This window comes from Citrobacter sp. MGH105 (assembly GCF_001037485.2).
Taxonomy (GTDB): Bacteria; Pseudomonadota; Gammaproteobacteria; order Enterobacterales; family Enterobacteriaceae; genus Citrobacter; species Citrobacter portucalensis.
Genome location: NZ_CP073049.1, coordinates 308,470 through 322,189, shown reverse-complemented (window position 1 = coordinate 322,189; position 13,720 = coordinate 308,470). Strand labels below are relative to the sequence as shown.

10 protein-coding genes are annotated in these 13,720 nt (G+C 45.5%); 9 read left to right on the top strand and 1 reads right to left on the bottom strand.

The window, feature by feature from the left end:
* The first annotated feature begins 541 nt into the window (after window positions 1-541).
* From SK35_RS26025 to SK35_RS26010, 4 genes are all read left to right on the top strand, one after another.
* Window positions 542-1,615: a hypothetical protein gene (locus SK35_RS26025; protein ID WP_022652149.1), complete on the top strand. Its 1,074-nt coding sequence runs from the start codon at window positions 542-544 to the stop codon at window positions 1,613-1,615.
* A gap of 17 nt (window positions 1,616-1,632) precedes the next feature.
* Complete coding sequence (locus SK35_RS26020; RefSeq protein WP_022652148.1) at window positions 1,633-1,833, top strand: hypothetical protein; 201 nt, start codon at window positions 1,633-1,635, stop codon at window positions 1,831-1,833.
* A complete protein-coding gene (locus tag SK35_RS26015; RefSeq protein ID WP_015063095.1) occupies window positions 1,830-2,549 on the top strand; it encodes a hypothetical protein in 720 nt (239 codons plus the stop codon). Before SK35_RS26020 ends, SK35_RS26015 begins: the two co-directional genes overlap by 4 nt.
* A gap of 266 nt (window positions 2,550-2,815) precedes the next feature.
* Window positions 2,816-3,637 (top strand): hypothetical protein, encoded by an 822-nt coding sequence (locus tag SK35_RS26010; RefSeq protein WP_022652147.1) that lies wholly within the window; start codon window positions 2,816-2,818, stop codon window positions 3,635-3,637.
* A gap of 14 nt (window positions 3,638-3,651) precedes the next feature.
* On the opposite strand, the gene SK35_RS26005 is transcribed toward SK35_RS26010, so the two are convergent.
* Window positions 3,652-4,497: a DNA adenine methylase gene (locus tag SK35_RS26005; protein ID WP_015063093.1), complete on the bottom strand. Its 846-nt coding sequence runs from the start codon at window positions 4,495-4,497 to the stop codon at window positions 3,652-3,654.
* Between the two features lie 339 nt (window positions 4,498-4,836).
* Here SK35_RS26005 and SK35_RS26000 point away from each other — a divergent pair, with 339 nt between their 5' ends.
* From SK35_RS26000 to SK35_RS25980, 5 genes are all read left to right on the top strand, one after another.
* Window positions 4,837-5,991 carry a ParB/RepB/Spo0J family partition protein gene (locus SK35_RS26000; RefSeq protein WP_022652146.1) on the top strand — a complete coding sequence of 385 codons (1,155 nt, stop codon included), beginning with the start codon at window positions 4,837-4,839 and terminating at the stop codon, window positions 5,989-5,991.
* Window positions 5,992-6,256: 265 nt separating this feature from the next.
* Window positions 6,257-7,933, top strand: a complete 1,677-nt coding sequence (locus tag SK35_RS25995) for a DUF4942 domain-containing protein (protein WP_015063091.1) — start codon at window positions 6,257-6,259, stop codon at window positions 7,931-7,933.
* Window positions 7,934-7,947: 14 nt separating this feature from the next.
* The gene (locus SK35_RS25990) at window positions 7,948-8,124 is read left to right on the top strand and encodes a hypothetical protein (RefSeq protein ID WP_022652145.1); all 177 of its coding nucleotides are present in this window, start codon (window positions 7,948-7,950) and stop codon (window positions 8,122-8,124) included.
* Between the two features lie 245 nt (window positions 8,125-8,369).
* A complete protein-coding gene (locus SK35_RS25985; protein ID WP_022652144.1) occupies window positions 8,370-10,757 on the top strand; it encodes an Ig-like domain-containing protein in 2,388 nt (795 codons plus the stop codon).
* A gap of 315 nt (window positions 10,758-11,072) precedes the next feature.
* Window positions 11,073-13,529: an Ig-like domain-containing protein gene (locus SK35_RS25980; RefSeq protein WP_022652143.1), complete on the top strand. Its 2,457-nt coding sequence runs from the start codon at window positions 11,073-11,075 to the stop codon at window positions 13,527-13,529.
* The last annotated feature ends 191 nt before the right edge of the window (window positions 13,530-13,720 follow it).

Here is a 13,720-nt window from a genome sequence, read left to right as displayed (position 1 = left end):
TTAAACTTACCCACCATGTTTTTCCCTTTCTACATTTAGCTGTGAATAGATTATTCGTCCAAATGCTTTTCACGCATTAAACTAAATGCCTTTTCAATTCAAGTAAATGCTTTTCTTATTCGATCAAATGCTTTTCGCATGCACCTGAATGCCGGATCATTGCTATTTCTTTTAAAAATCATCACGTTACAATGGTCGTGATCTTTATTGTTCTCTATTGATCTCTATTGATCTAAAGAATTGATCTATCTTGTGGAAAACGGGGATAAATTCCCTCTGAGAAAGAGCTCTGGCCCTACAAATTTAGGATTGGATACAAACCCTGTATAGAATGCAGCCGGGAAAAATATCAGTTAGCATGAAGTTATTAAGAAAGATAAATTCAAACTATTCAGATTTTCTTTTTAATTTAATTTTTAAAACAGCCTATTTTTGAATTAGTAAGATACCTAACCACTAAAAGAAATTTTGTTTTTTATGCCTTCAGAGTTGTTTGAATCTGAGAGCATTAATGTATCATGTAATAAAAAAAGGTGCTTATATGAATCATTGCGACTATCAGATTATTGAAATCAGCCCAAAAGATCTTATTATCGAGCCTGGATTTAATCCACGGGAAGCGGTAATCGGTGATCTTTGTTACGAACAGGAGCCAGTAAAATCGGCAATTATTTCTCTCAAGCAAGCCTATAAAGAGGGGCGACGTGTTGATTTAATTAAGGTAGTAAAGAAGGACTCCAAGTACGTTGTCCGGCAAGGGCATTGTCGTTACAGAGCATTATTGCTTGCTCTCGCGGAAGGAGCTGACATCCAGCTCTTTTCAGTCGTACTTATGCACTACAAGGATAAAATCGAAGAATACCTAGAGAACCTTGATGGGAACAGGAATAACAGTCTCAATCCCGTTGCACTAGCTTACGCACTCGCAGAGACCCTGAAGCTTGGCTCTACCGTTGAATCCCTTGCTATGCGCTATCAGCGGTCTGGCACAGCGATTCGCAATCAGCTTAAAATCCTTGATATGCCTTTAGAACTGCAACGTTTAATCAGCCTAAACCTTATTAAAAAAACACTCGCGATTGAAATCATGTTGAAGTATTCCAATGATCATGCAAAAGTCCTTGCACACTTGGAGTCCTGTTCTTTTTTAGTGCCATCTTCTGGCGTACTTGATTTATCGAAACCAACAACCGTTGAAACAGCAACAAACAGTGAGCCACTCGAAGAACAGGAAAAACCTCCTGTACATATTAACCCTAAAGACATTAAAACAAAGTCTATCACTCGCAGTTCGTTAGGTATTAAACGTCTTTCACATAAAAAAACTGAACGGTTAAAAAATGAATTTATTGGTTTGATTGATAATGTAGGGTCAACAATGTCAGACAATAATAAACTGACAGAATTAATTTTAGACGGACAGCATTCTAATTTATTTATGAACGTCAGTAACACTTTAATCACAAAAACAAATGAAAGTGTAAAGATCACTTTAGATGAAGCAAAACTTCAACTTGTATTAAGTCTTCTAAATGATGAAAATACTGCAATCATCATTCCAAAATCTAAGGTTACAGAACTGAACGAAATTCGTGACCTTTTGACAAATGAGTAGATAGCTGAGGATAATTTATGGACAAGATTGTACATTTTACCGTCATTAATACTTTTAACGATTTACTTATTGCGAAAGCCTCGCTCGACCGTAACATTGTTGAGATCAACGCTGGTAAGCGCTTTGATCATTTTGAAGAAGGACATGATCAGTATGTACAGAAAGTGACTGACGCTTTACTTATCGTGGAGGGACGTCTGGAGAACCTTAAAAAATGAAACATTCAATTTTTTTTACTCACGATGGTTATTTATTGCCAGCGGTCGTAAAGCCTTTCCACGGTAACGATGGGCACTATTATGCCATGATCACACGTGAATGCTTTGCCTGCGGAGGGACAGGAGAAATCGCAAACGCCGTCTGCGTGACATGTAATGGAAGCAAAACGTCACCGGCCACAGAGGAAAAACTGGTACTGAAAGAGGGCATCGAATTTCTTGAAACTATCCCGGAATTTCGCTGCAATCCCGATCTAGACGCTTGGAAACGTAGGCACAGCGGGCACCTGGCATTGTTACAAGCCGATAATTCTAAGTTTGCAGTAAGCATTTCACAGCAGTTAAACAACAATCTCTTTTTAACAGTTCGTCAGTTAGAATCTTTCTACTCAACTTACCAACCCGTTTCTAAAGATTTGCCAGAAAACGCTGATGTACCTGTTGAGCATTCTTTCAGCATTGGTGATGTAGTGAGTATTGATATCATTTTTACAGAAGTGCGAGCTGCTTTTTCAAAAGGCTCCCACAGCTACTTTTTTACTTTTACAGGCAAAAAGCAGAATGATGGATTCGCATTAACAGGTAATGTGCAGGATCATGTTTTATTGGGGCATAGCTATCATCTTTCCGGAAGGGTGAGAAAGATCCACTATTTTGACTCTGTGCCCTACGCATTACTGACGGTGTTTAAATTAACCACAAAGCCTAGTGCGTAGTGAACAGAACTCCCAAATACAGGGTGTTTATTCATTAGCCACAGGCTTTCTGCACTGTCGTGCCGACTCACTCACGTCAAATTTGTTGCTCACGCATCGGGTTTTTACCCGGTTTTAAACTCCGAAAAATATGCCTATTTCTTTAAATTCAACACCCGTTATTAACTAATCTTTTAAATTAAAAATGATAATCTTATTAATTATATATTTAATTTTATTCTCCTTAACATTCAGGTTAAGGCGATTTTGTTAAAACGGAGTGATGTATGCAAAATGATCTTGGACTTGGGTTCATCTGCAAGTCAGCAAGAGCGTCAGCAAAAATTATATCCCGGAAAGTTACTTTTCCGCTAAATGGCTCGAGTACTACAAAACTTACCCTAACGGGACTACAGTGTCATCCATCCTGCCGGTTTCCGTTTTACCAGCTGTCTATGCTAATCCACAACCAGCTCGCTGATCATGCCGCCAACGTTGTCGATGAAAATGCTCCGTTCACTGTATCCATTAACATACATGAATGGCTGAGTCGTGCCAGAGTGGCATTTATTGATTATCACGGTCTGCGTAATACCGATAAAACAGCAATGATCACATTGGATCATCTGGAAGAATTACTTACTCACTTGTCGACTACATTGGCCGTATATATCCCGTATTCAAAGAAGCGCCTGAACTTTAGCTTTCTGACGTCCTTTACACTGATCAAAACATCACAGTCTTATACTTTGATGTTCCCTGGTGTGCTGCGGCCGATCTTGGTGTTACTTGGGGGGTTAATTCAGGAATTTATGACCGAGAAGTTATTGAAGAGACGTAATACCCAACTTGTCATTTTTGAATATTTGCGAAAGTCTCGGCGCCATTCCCATAAAATTACCGATATTGCTAACGCTCTTCAGTTGCAGACGGTGAACGTACGAATCATGCATGTTCTTACCCAACTTGCAGATCTGGGGCTTATATCGTTTATTTGTGAAGGTAAGAGAGGGGAGCGGTCCATCGAAGAGCTTCAGTTTATTCCTTATGCCAGTCGGGACCATTCCGAAGTTTTGAGCTTTGAGGAATGGATAAGCTCGATCGACTAACCACTGACTGTCACTTAACGAAGGACAGCCAGGATCTCTTTTTCCTTTTTTCGCGATTTTGATTGACTGCCGACAGAACGGTAAGCATTGAGAGTATGAATTTCAAAACCGCGTTCTTCATAGAGCTCCAGCGTAAAGGGAGTCAAGCTGTTGGATATGGCCACTGAAGCCCCTTTACGATGAGCTGCCACCAGCATATCCGCCAGTTTAACATGTGCGCTCTTATTGAACGGTATGCCGTCATAACTGACAAAGCTGGTTTTGCTGATTTTATCATAAGGCGGATCGCAATAAATTTGGTCACAACCACCAGCACTCTCCAACGTCAGACCAAAATCTGCGGTTGTCAGCTCAACGCCAGAAAGTCTGAATGAGAGATAATCGACTTTCTGGGGGTCCAGAGTTAACTTGGATCGATTCCCCCACGGAACTGAGTACTTACGTTTCAGATTGTAACGACACAGGCCGTTATATCCGAGTCGGTTCATTGCGTAGAAAAGGACTGCTCGTTGCAGCGGGGCATCATCCAAACTGGTGCTGTTAAACGTGTTCCTCAGCTTTAAGTAATCCTCTTTATCAAATTCCCTTTCCGCCAGAAGATTCACTTCTCTGATGAATGCCGATTTATTCCGCTGGATGTTGCGGTACAGATTGATTAGATCCGGATTACTGTCTGCCAAGAGTGCATCGGTGGCAAACATGTTAAGGAACACAGCGCCCCCGCCGATAAATGGTTCGACCCACCGACGGCTCTGATCATGTGGGAAATGCTGACTGATGAATGGCATCAGTTTGGTTTTACCCCCCGCCCATTTGATGATTGGTGTATGTTTTCGCAACGCGTATTCTCCTTTAAGCATTATCGGTATGTCACCCTTATGGTACCGAAAGCCGGATTACAACCAACAAGGTTTAAGCAGGGAAAATCGCGGGTGTTGTGAAAGAAATTTTCATTCCGACACATTTTTTTATTTTTTTTCACTTTTTGGCAAAAAAGTTAACTACCTTCTTAGCTCGCATAAACATTTGTTTTTAATTGTTTATTTAATCTTTTAGGTCTGAGCATCAGAACGTTTTGCTTCGCGAAATTCGGAATAAACCCCAAAAGTACCTTTTTAACGAAAAAGTGAGATTTTTTTTTCCGGTAGTATTCACGCACAGATGAAAGGTATGGCAAAAAAGAATACAACGGAGTATCTATGAGTGATCTGATGACTGATTCCCAGCAAACTAACTCACGGGTCTTTAAATCACCCCTCGTGTCATTTTCAACAGTGACAGGTTCCGGCCGATTCGTCAGTGGCATGAAGCAGTTCCGCGACGCGAACCCTGACCTTTGTAATGAAGTCACTGAACAAAAAGCTTGGGCTATCAACCCTTCAGTGGTTCAAATCTCGCCAGGCTTCAACTCCCGTGAGATGGGGATGGGGGAGGCATATTACCAGCTGCCGGAAGTCGTAGATCATCTCAATAACATCAAGTGTGCATTCATCCGGGGTGATTACGTTGACCCTATACGCGTTCTGATCAAAGACGGTATTCCGTACGTTTGCCAGGGCCATTGCCGTTTAAAAGCGGCTTTAATGGCTCAGGCAGAAGGACATACTGACCTCACCATTCTTTGCATCGAGATGAAAGCCGATGAGATCAGCTGCGAACTGACGACAATTGACGGGAACCGTGGTCTGGCTCTTTCTCCAGTGGCACTGGGTGAATCCTACAGACGTCTTCAGGCGCTGGGCGGATGGTCGCTTGATCGTATTGCCGAACGTGAGGGCAAGAGTAGTACAACCATTGCTGCTCTCATTCGTCTGACCGGATGCTCTGTCTACATCAAAAAATTAATCCATGCCGATGCTATTTCCTATGTTGCAGTCCTATCCCTTATTGATGAGTTCGGTGAAACGGAAGCCATCTCTCGTATCGAAAAAATGATCGCCGAGCTTGAGAAAGCTGATTCAAGCGGTATCAAGATTAAGAAGACGCCACGTGGCAGTATTCGTGTTGTCCCTTCCGATTTTAAACCGGCACGTGTTCCACCTGTTCTCGCCACAAAAGCCGTAGAAGGGGTCAAACTCATCACTACGAGTTTGTTGCAGAAACTCGGTGATATCCAACTTCCCGAAGTGACCGACTCCAGCGAAGATGAAGAAATTTCCTTTACGTTGAACCGAAGCATGCTGGAGATGCTCAAGAACCTGCAAAGTGAGATCACTGAAGCAGAAAACAAGCAGCTTCGCCGGGTCGAAAATCGGCAAGCTCGATTGAAAGGGGAGAAAGTGACTTACAAATCCGCGAAAAACACAAATACTGGCGGAGAACCACAATCTGAAGCACCACCAGCACAGGCTTGAATTAAGCATTTCAACTTATGAGTAGCACATAATTAGAAGTACGATATTCAAGAACGAGCCACCCAGGCTCTCGCCCATTGCCCCTACTAAGTAGGGGCTTTTTTTTGTCCTGTCTCCGGCACGCTTTCTCTTCATTAAAACGACATCTGTCTGTCCTACCTCCCGCAGCGCAACTTTCGAGATTTTTATGTCGCCCAACCTATTAGCTTTTTGAACGAGGTTGATATCCTGGTAATAGATAATTCCTACATAAAGGACTGATACTATGTCTGCTGTTGAATCTAATTTCCCCCAAATTGGCGCCCCAGGGAACTCTCTGGTCGCTTGTATGCCCCTAACTGGCCTCAGTGTTAACGAGGATAACTTTCTGCCCGAAATGCGGGAAGAGCTTGGCATCATTGCCAGCCAGGTCGAATCCTATAACGAAGAGCTTAGTTTACTGAGGTCCATGTCCACTCAGTTTATGAAATACGGAAATCAGAAGCTCTATTCCTACCTCTCGGGCTATAACCATCTCATTTCAGAAACAGATGCCCTGTACGCAGAAAATGCACTTCGTTCTGAGTACTGGAAGCGGGTAATGGCCCTTACCGATGTGCTGTCCGTGATGTCTGACGAAAAAAAGAACGAATGGGACAAGCAATTTACTGCTGACCGGTATCACCGGCCTCCGCAAGAGATCCCTGAGTTTACACTCGACGCAGTAGTTGCCACGGTTGTCACATTGCTCAATGACCGGCATCAGTTCATTAAAGAGCGCGTCTATGCCGTTTTTCAATCATTAAGCCGTCACCACAAAACCAATAAAGCTTTTGGTTTCTCAACCCGCATGATCACCGTCGGTGTCTGTGAAGGGGTGAAAGACAAGTGGGTAAAACTTAAAGTTGAATTCAAAGAATCAGGACTCATGCCACTGTCGGAACTGCGGGTGATCTGTTCTTATTTCCGGGGAGAAACAGTTAAACCGGTCTATGACACGAAAAAAATGGTTGAGAATATGGTTGGTCATGCTGGGTTCAGAAATTGGATCAGCCTGGATGGCAACAGTATTCGTTTTCGGGTTTACAAGAATGGTTCGATGCACATTGATGTACATCCTGATATTGCAGAACGGCTTAACAACATTCTTGCTGCCATTGTCCCTCTGGCGCTGCCTACTGAACGCTTAGCCCATTACAAAGCCACGTTGCAGGAGTTCCCGGCACTGAAACGCTGCATCGATTTTCATTCACGGATGCAGCTCGCAGAGCTGGAATTCACTCGGAATGAAAAGGAATGGTCCAGCTGGACATCGCTCGGTTATGCCGGTGAGTTCGCTGATAAAACGCGGCAGGTGAACGCGGAGGTTCTGCGGTTCCTCGGTGCCCGGATTACTAGCTACCATGTGACATTTGATTATGACCCGACCGAAGTGATGCGCTTCATCGGTCATATGGGTGCCATGCCCGATATTGTATCCCACCAGTTTTACCCTTCATCGCTGCGACTCAGTGAATACGTCGCATCCATTATTGCGACCGGGGAGGGGGAGCGACTGCTAGAGCCAAGCATCGGGCACGGGGATTTGCTGCAATGTTTTCCTAAGAGCGTCAACGTTACCGGCATCGAACTGGATACACTAAATTGTCTGGTCTCCCGAGCTAAAGGTTACGATACAACGGAGGCCGATTTTCTGGCATGGTCAGCAGCGAACCCAAATCAGAAATTCGACTGCGTGGTGATGAACCCACCTTTTGCTGACAACCGGGCTAAACTCCATCTACTGGCCGCTGCGTCTCATCTCGTTTCCGGCGGGCGTTTAGCGGCCGTCCTGCCGCTATCCCTTCAGGGGATCGATAACCTGCTGGGCGAGGGATACCGTGCTGAATGGATGGACACCTTCGATAACGAGTTTGACAACACTGCCGTCTCCGTCCGTGTTCTGTATGTAGAATGCCTTTAACTGAAGGAAAGACCATGTCTGAAATCTCACCTGGCCTGCCAGAGGACCAAAATGATGTTGAATTTATGATGGATGATTTCCAGCAGAGCCTGGGGAAAAGTAAACCGGTACATGAAGTGCAATTTCTGGGAGAGTCACCGCAAAGTGAAGACTCCGCCAACGCTGCCGATTCGCCCTGGTTTGAAAACTAACCTGTTAAAGGAGTTGGTACAGATTGCTCCCTTTATGGGCTCCCTACAAGATAGCGGGGAGCCCGAGCAGTGGTTATTACTCAGGATGAGATAAACTGTGATTAATAGTGCATGTTAAGCACTTCGCATTCCTGCTTTTATTGGCGAACATTTCACTCTTTTTTTCTTGTTTTTTATATCCCCTTCCCAGAAAAGTTAGCCTTGCTCACTTGGTATTATTGATACCTGACTGGGGGAGGATAATCATGAAATGCAGGGCGATACTTTTAGCACCACTCATAGCTTTTTCGTTTACGGCACAAGCTGAGATTGCAGAGTTAAGATTCAATGACACTCAGAATCAACCAAAGATTGTTGTTCCATCTGTGCAGTGGATTAATCCAGCAACCTCATTCGAGGCTGATGTAATCTCCGGCTTAGACCGGTACGTCCAGTTGTCGTTACTTAATGTCAACGGTGCAAGCTTGTGGAGCACGAAAAGTAGCAAAGTTACGGTTGATGACCGTATGACCTCCAGTAGCGGGTATGACTATTATGGAAAAAGGTTAAGTGTCCCTGCGTTTGGTGAAGATAATTACACCCTGAGGGAAGTGATCACAGATCTCCAAAATAATGAAATTTCTCGCCGGGACTACGTTATATCTATCGACCGCACTCCCCCTAAAACTAGCACAATTGGATATACGCGAAATGGATGGCAATATGGTAGCGAAGCCATCTTTACCAGCGTTCCTTCAGGTATGCAGTATGCCTCTGTTCAGGCTCTCGTCTTTTCAGGCCTTTCAGACAGTCGCTCTGGTCTCGACCGGGCTGAGTACTTTCTTGTCGATTCGAACGGCGTTGAACGAAAGAGAGGGGCTGTAATTAACCTGGTCGATAATTCAGTAACCGTCCAAAATACTACTGCGAGCGATCCAGCCCTGGCGCCAGCTTCTCAGTCTGAATACCGTATGGGCCTTTATGTTTATGACAAGGCAGGAAATAAAGCATCAGTAAGCAGACAAAGTGTGATTGATCGGGTCAACCCTCCTTCTGTTCTACAGGTGCTTAATACCAGGACAAATACCTGGGAAAACTACTCAGCTGGGATAACTGTTTACAGTAATCCAATATCATTGCGGGTACTCAGGAATAAAAGTAACTTTACTGCTGCTAATAAAACAAGCTTTGGGTGGGCAGATGCCAATTATCAAAGTTCTGACAGCACATATAATATTTATTCGTTCAATTTTGTTTTCCCCAGTACCGGTGATATTTATCACGAATTCCAGACACTTGCGGGAGGCGTTCGTCGGTACCATCACTCTGAGTTATCTTTCACTCCTTCCCCAACCATGGAACTTGCACCAAAGGTCACAAGCAAAGAAATTTTTCGTAGTGATACCGGTAAATGGAGCAGTGCTACTGGGAATGTAAGAACTGCCAAATTTACCCAAATACGCGTGACTACCGAACCTCGTAACTATGTACAACGGGTTGCAGCTAATTCGAACCGTAACTGGTACTGCCTTATCCCGGTAGGAAGCACTGGTTGTACCATGAACGTGGATTATACCTTTACTTCCGATAAGGGGATGCAATACATCCATCTGGTCTCAGGTAAAGACGGTACTGCTATTTATGATAATCTGGCTGGGGCATTCGTAGTGATTTGGGATAACAACCCACCGGTTATTAACGCCGTAAAAATTAACCGTATGGATAAAAATGTAACCATGACGGTTACTGATGATGACCGGATAAATGGATGGCAAATAGGAGCATGGGATACCCGAGAATTTGGCGTGGTGCTTAAAACCGAAACGGGGAATGTGATTGACCTACCCGCCAGGACATGGACAGAGAGTGATTTTAAAACAAAAAACGCGGTCATTTCCTATGCTGATCTGCCGGACGGCAAATATACCGTTCTGTCCGCCTATGCAAGAGATCTTGTGGGCAACACGGCAAACTACGTGATAAATGATTTGCTTACCATTGACTCCACTGCCCCTCTAATTTCCTACCGGTATCTGAATGATGATCCTGAAGGCAAACTGGTTAAGGGACTAGAAAACCTCAGAATTAGTGTAGCTGACCCTTCAGGTGACGCCTCGCTTGAATCACTGGTGTTGAGCGGTGGACCAAACAGTGAACAGGTGACATTAGCTTATTCCAGTCAGGGCTCAGGAGTTTATACGCCAGAGTACCCGCGTATCTTTCCCGTAATAGCAAAAGAGGATGGCATTTATACAATTGAAGCTCACGCAGTCGATGCCTCTGGAAACCGGTCCTCGAAAAAGCTCAATTTCCTCTATCAACCAGCAAACATGATCACTCTGGACAGGCTACGTACCCTTGCTACTGCGGCTGCACTAAAGACCACGGATAACCAGCCACTGGCTTTTATCCGGACAAGCGTACTTCGCCGAAAGGATGGTTCTGTCATTACTGGGCAGTTAAACGGTACGCTGTCCGTGCGGAAAGATGCTGACTTCCCGGTAAGTGTAGCTGGCGTAACCGTTGCGCCAGGAGAGACAAAGGCAATCATTTTTGATATGGGGCAGGGTGAAGAACGTATTTATTCTGTCACACCAGGAAAGAGTGGCGTTTCTGGTACATCTGAGTTTGCCGTGGAATTCCCGCAGTTCTGAATAATTTTGGGGTGTCGTTAAGTCGGCACCTTGCTGAAATATAGCCAAACCTCCACCCATATCTTTCAGTTCCCGCACTGTGGCATTTACATCAAAACATGAATTCTTGCTTACTTGTTCGTGTACGAAAAGTCACTTTTTCTCGTCCTGGTGAAGATCCATCTCAATAGTCAATCCGTTGCCAATTTTTACCTCGCCAAAGTTGTTATAACGGACATTTTCAAAAGTTTAAAGCTATGAAATACCTCTGATAACCAGCAAGGTCAGAAGAAATGATTTTGTAAAATAGGGACAAATACATCCCGGGAGCATCACATGCGTAAAATACTGACAGGCTGTATCATTGCCACGGCCATCTCTTCAACTTATCCGGCGGCGGCTCAGATTTTCAGTTATTCCTATACCGACACCAATCAGCTGGCAATGACGCTTAAGCCTGCAACGCAGAGCTATCTCAATCCGGCTGGCGCCCTGACCCTAAACTTAATTTCCGGTCTAGACCGGTACGAACGTGTGACTGTAACCAGGGACAGTGATAAAAAGGTTATGTATTCGGGACTAACGGCCAAGATAAGTGTTGCAGACCGCATTGTTGCTGCCGACGGCACAGAGTATTACGGAAAGGACATGGGGTTACCTGCACTTGGTGAAGGGTCTTTCACGGTAATCAATGACACGCTAGATCTCCAGCAAGCCGTCGTAAGTTCCACAACGTATCGTTTCACCATCGATACTACAGCGCCGAAGTACACCAGCATATACCCAAGCCAGAACGCAGGCTATGACATGGTCCTGAGTGGACCACTTTGGGAGCTCGGTCGCGGAGGTTCTGGCCAGTTTTCCATCTTTGCTGACGGCGTTGATGATGCGTATGGCATAGACAAGATCCGGTTGGTCATCAAGCGCAGCAATGGAACAGTCGTTTCCGATAATACACTCAGCTACGACACGGCGGCAAAACGTGCCTTTTACCCCTGGATAAAGGAAGCGGTCACTCAACCTGGCATGCCCACCAGCGATCTCAATGAAGAATTCACCTTCAATTTTATCATCACTGATAAGGCCGGAAACACGCTGAATATTCCTCCGCAGCGCTTTTTATTTGATGACCAGATAGGTGAATATACGCCCTTTGCGGTCCATGACTCACGAGTCAGTACGAGTGTGGTTCCAGGGATCTCTTCAGGGTACGTACCGTTTGTGCGGGGGCTCTCTGTACTCGAAAACCCGTACCGGATGGTCATTCGTATTCCCCGAACTAACTGGCAGCCATACCGTAACGGCGGCATCACCATTCTTAACAATTATGGCGGCTCTAAGGTTATTTCAGAAGACACGACCTATGTGTACGTAGAAGTGAAGCTCCCACAGGGTACTCTGGATGGAAACTACTATCGCCCTGTGAACAGGTACCAATGGGCCGGTGGCGGTCTGACTCAGTACGCCTCCTGGCTGAACTGGGACCCGGCGGCGGTAAAAAGTCCTGCGTGGGGGAGTCCTGCGATTGAGCGACAGAAGTCTGACGGCACTTGGTTCAATAGCGTCGACTGGAAAAATTTTCTGGCTTCAGATATGCCGGTGAACCTAACCAAGATCCGTTTCACTGTGCAAGCACGCCCCTACGAACAAGCAATTACCGGCAGTGCCACCTGCAAGATCCCTGCCGGGTCAACGTCGTGTACTGTCGACCTGACACAGGCGATTACAAACGGTACCACCGGCTATATACATACTGCCTATGAAGTGCGTTCGACAACCGAGTCCACCTTCTTCATGCCGCTCTGGGAAAACATCGCCTGGCATACAAAGGGGCCCACAGTTACTGGCTACAACTACAATGATGCGACCAACATTCTTCAGGTATTCGTCAACGAGCCAGGAGACGGATGGTATTTCGATGCCGTTAAACTGAGCCGGGTGTGGTTGTCTGACAAATCCCGCAATAACGCGGATATCAACGTGACAGGAAAACAAACGGGGCGTAACACAGCAACCGGGAATTATACTTACGACTTCAACCTGAAACAGATCCCGGAGGGCAGCTATAACGTGCAGCTCAACGCCCAGGATTCTTTCAGCAACACGGGAAGCTTAGCCTACAAAACCGTGACGGTCGATAACTCGCCGCCGTCCATCAGTATCAACTACGAAAACAAACCTATCACCAGCAACGTGACAGTGTTCGGCTTGGAAAACGTCCGAATTCAGCTCGCAGATACTCTGACCAAACCCTCGTTAACTCGCATGACGCTTCGAGGTGGACCGGTATCTGATGCTGTTGAGTTGTCCTGGGTAAATCTCGGAAATGATCTCTATACACCGAATTACCCGAAGATCTTCCCGTCACTTAATGACGGTGAAACCTACACGTTGACCGTGTATGCCAAAGACGAGATGAACAACGTTAAAGAAAGCGCCGTCGAATTTAACTACCTGCCGAACAACCTGGTACGTCTGGAGAACCTTAAGACCATCTCCGTCAGTACCGCCCTGAAAACGTCCGACAACACGCCGCTGGCTGTACTGTATGCCAGCCAGCTGCGCAAGAAGGACGGTTCTATCGCAACAGGGAAACAGGACGCGATACTGACGGTACGTAAGGATGCGGCCTTCGGCGTTACGGTGAATGGGGTTTCCGCAGCACCAGGGGAGAGCAAAAACGTTCAGCTGGATCTGGGTCTGGGTGACAGCCGCAGCTTCCCGATTTTCCCATCGATTTCCGGCGTCAGCGGAACGTCAGAATTTATGCTGAATATCGAGGAACTGAAGTAAAAGCGAGGCAGGGTGACCCGGTACCGGGTCACCCTTTCAAGGTAATGGCACCGCGATGATGATTATCCCATCTTATCCAGATTCCGGTCACAGGTTTATGCACCGTTTTTGTGGATAACCTGATGTCCCATCACTAAAACCGCAAATGAAACTGGCCTGCCGCTCTCTGCGGATCTGCCCATACACCTACC

Coding starts and splice junctions, on each gene's coding strand:
- SK35_RS26025 (WP_022652149.1), top strand. CDS start 542: ATGAATCATTGCGACTATCAGATTATTGAAATCAGCCCAAAAGATCTT.
- SK35_RS26020 (WP_022652148.1), top strand. CDS start 1,633: ATGGACAAGATTGTACATTTTACCGTCATTAATACTTTTAACGATTTA.
- SK35_RS26015 (WP_015063095.1), top strand. CDS start 1,830: ATGAAACATTCAATTTTTTTTACTCACGATGGTTATTTATTGCCAGCG.
- SK35_RS26010 (WP_022652147.1), top strand. CDS start 2,816: ATGCAAAATGATCTTGGACTTGGGTTCATCTGCAAGTCAGCAAGAGCG.
- SK35_RS26005 (WP_015063093.1), bottom strand. CDS start 4,497: ATGCTTAAAGGAGAATACGCGTTGCGAAAACATACACCAATCATCAAA.
- SK35_RS26000 (WP_022652146.1), top strand. CDS start 4,837: ATGAGTGATCTGATGACTGATTCCCAGCAAACTAACTCACGGGTCTTT.
- SK35_RS25995 (WP_015063091.1), top strand. CDS start 6,257: ATGTCTGCTGTTGAATCTAATTTCCCCCAAATTGGCGCCCCAGGGAAC.
- SK35_RS25990 (WP_022652145.1), top strand. CDS start 7,948: ATGTCTGAAATCTCACCTGGCCTGCCAGAGGACCAAAATGATGTTGAA.
- SK35_RS25985 (WP_022652144.1), top strand. CDS start 8,370: ATGAAATGCAGGGCGATACTTTTAGCACCACTCATAGCTTTTTCGTTT.
- SK35_RS25980 (WP_022652143.1), top strand. CDS start 11,073: ATGCGTAAAATACTGACAGGCTGTATCATTGCCACGGCCATCTCTTCA.